The sequence below is a fragment of the Caulobacter sp. FG121 genome (assembly GCF_057809815.1).
Genome location: NZ_JBMDKR010000019.1, coordinates 1 through 2151, shown reverse-complemented (window position 1 = coordinate 2151; position 2151 = coordinate 1). Strand labels below are relative to the sequence as shown.

General features: G+C 69.9%; 3 protein-coding genes. All 3 read right to left on the bottom strand.

The window, feature by feature from the left end:
- The coding region (locus ACODSL_RS20055; protein WP_488902511.1) for a hypothetical protein at window positions 1-356 on the bottom strand (356 nt) is incomplete at its 3' end.
- Window positions 356-1243 carry a Mu-like prophage major head subunit gpT family protein gene (locus ACODSL_RS20050; RefSeq protein WP_488902510.1) on the bottom strand — a complete coding sequence of 296 codons (888 nt, stop codon included), beginning with the start codon at window positions 1241-1243 and terminating at the stop codon, window positions 356-358. The genes ACODSL_RS20050 and ACODSL_RS20055, both read right to left, overlap by 1 nt.
- 13 nt (window positions 1244-1256) lie before the next feature.
- Window positions 1257-2057, bottom strand: coding sequence for a hypothetical protein (locus ACODSL_RS20045; RefSeq protein ID WP_488902509.1), 801 nt, complete (start codon window positions 2055-2057; stop codon window positions 1257-1259).
- Between the last annotated feature and the right edge of the window lie 94 nt (window positions 2058-2151).

Genomic DNA, 2151 nt, shown 5'->3' with positions numbered 1-2151 from the left:
GGAGCCGGCGGAGGCGGAAGCGGAAGCGGAGGCGGAGGCGGAGGCGGAGGCGGAGGCGGAGGCGGAGGCGGGCTCGGCGGGCTCGCCGGCGGACTGGGCGGTGGCGCCGGGTCGAACAGGCCGTCGCGCAGCAGGCCAACAGCCATCTGGCGATCAGCGTCCGTGAACTTCAGCCACTCCACGCCGGCCTCGGTGGGCACGGCGACCTCGACCAGGACGACGGGGTCTTCGAGCAGCGCCAGGTTCGCGGCCTTGTCCAGGGACACGGCCTGGACCTCGACCCAGGCCGCCGACGAGAGGAGCAAACCCCCTCGCCGGTAGACCGGTCGGCTCGACTTGAACCGGACGTCCGTCATCAGGGCAGCCGATCGGCTTCGATGATCTGAACATCCTGGAAGTAGATGTTCGACTCACCGCCGGCCAGGTTCTGCTTCAGGAACAGGTTGCGCGCCGCGGCGACGTTCGAGACGCCGACCACGATGTGCGTGAACTTGATCCCGAGCGGCTCACCCTCGTCGTTGGTGTAGGCCGCCGCCTGGGCCTTGGCGGCGGCATAGGCCGCCGCATCCAGGGTCCCCGTGCCGCGGTGGGCCAGCTGCCACCAGGTGTAGCCGGCCGCGCCGCGGGCCTCGCCGCCCATCAGATACTCGCCCGTCTGGAAGACGTGGCTGTCCTGGGGATCGGTGACCATCGTGAAGGTGGGGGCCTTCCGCTGCTGGTGAAGGATCGGCTTCAGCGGCTTGCTGCAGTCGAGCAGGTACCAGGGCTGGACGGCCGCGTTGCCCGAGACGTTGGACGTGGCGGTGTCGTCCGGACCCATCGGGTGGGCGGTGTCGAAGAAGTTCTGCCCATCGAAGCAGGGCCGGGCGTTGCCGGCGGCCAGGGCCTCGAACGCCAGGCGGTCGGCCAGCGAGCCGGCTTGTTCGCCCCAGCCCTTCACGATCGGGCCGTAGAGACCGAGGTTGTCGTCCTCGATCTTGTGCTTGTGGATCCCGAGGGTGGCCTCGAAGTCGTCGTTGGCCAGCTGGTAGGCGCGCTCGGCCATCGAGCGGATCTTCTTCGGACCCGCCCACTTCCGGAACACGGGGAAGTCGGCGAGGAAGCCATAGGTCTCCACGCGGGTCGAGGACGACACGGTGGTGGTCATGGCGCCGTGCTTGGGGGCCGCGAGGCCGACACCGGAGTTGAACTCGGTGCGGAAGCCGGTGCGAAGGGCCTCCAGGGAGGAGTTGGTGATGATCACGAGGGGTCGGCTCCTAGTAGGCGATCTCGACGAAGCCGGACACGGCTCCGGCGGTGGCGAACGCGGCGTCCGGGGTGACCTGGATGCGCGAACCGGCGGTGACCACGGTCGAGGCGTGGCCGAGGGTGGGGGTGTCGCGGACGATCGAGCCCTTGGCCGCGGCGTCCGGGATGGCGACCGACAGGCCGTCAACGGCGGTGACACCGACGGCGGCGGTGATCGGGCCACCGGTGGTCACCGCGACCTGGACGATCGTGGTCACGCCGACGATCTCACCGGCCACCGGCGACAGCAGCTCGGCGGAGGTGCCGGCCAGCAGATCGACCTGGTTGATGAAGAACGGGACGGTGGCGATCCGCTTGCCGCGACCGGCAGGGCCGACGGCGACCCAGACGAAGTCGGCGTCGACCTGTTCGACCACGCCGGCGACGGCGCGGATCTGGGAGGACGAGGTGCGGGCCACCGTCTCGTCGTCGACGATGAAACAGGGCTTGCCGATATCGGCGATGGTGATCGCGTCGGCGCCGGCGGAGTTGTTGAAGTTCCAGACGCCGGGCTGAACCTTGACGACCTGGTCGCCGTCGGCGACGCCGCCGGTCACGCTTTCGACGAACACGCCGACCGCCTGATAGGTGGCGGCGTCGGCGGCCTTGGCGGGCGTGTCGGCGCCCTGGCCGAGGCGACCCGGACGGGCATAGCCGGCGGCCAGAATCGCCAGGCCGGACTGGATGCAGACCACGGCGGCCTTCACCGGGTAGGACTGAACGCCCTCGGCATAGCGGGCGATGTTGCGGCGGGGAGCGGCGAGGGCCATCAGGCGGCGTCCTTCTTCTTCTGAGCCAGGAAGTCCGTCTCGGAGACGCCGGTCATCGCGCAGACGGACCGCTCCACGTCGGACAGGGTGATCG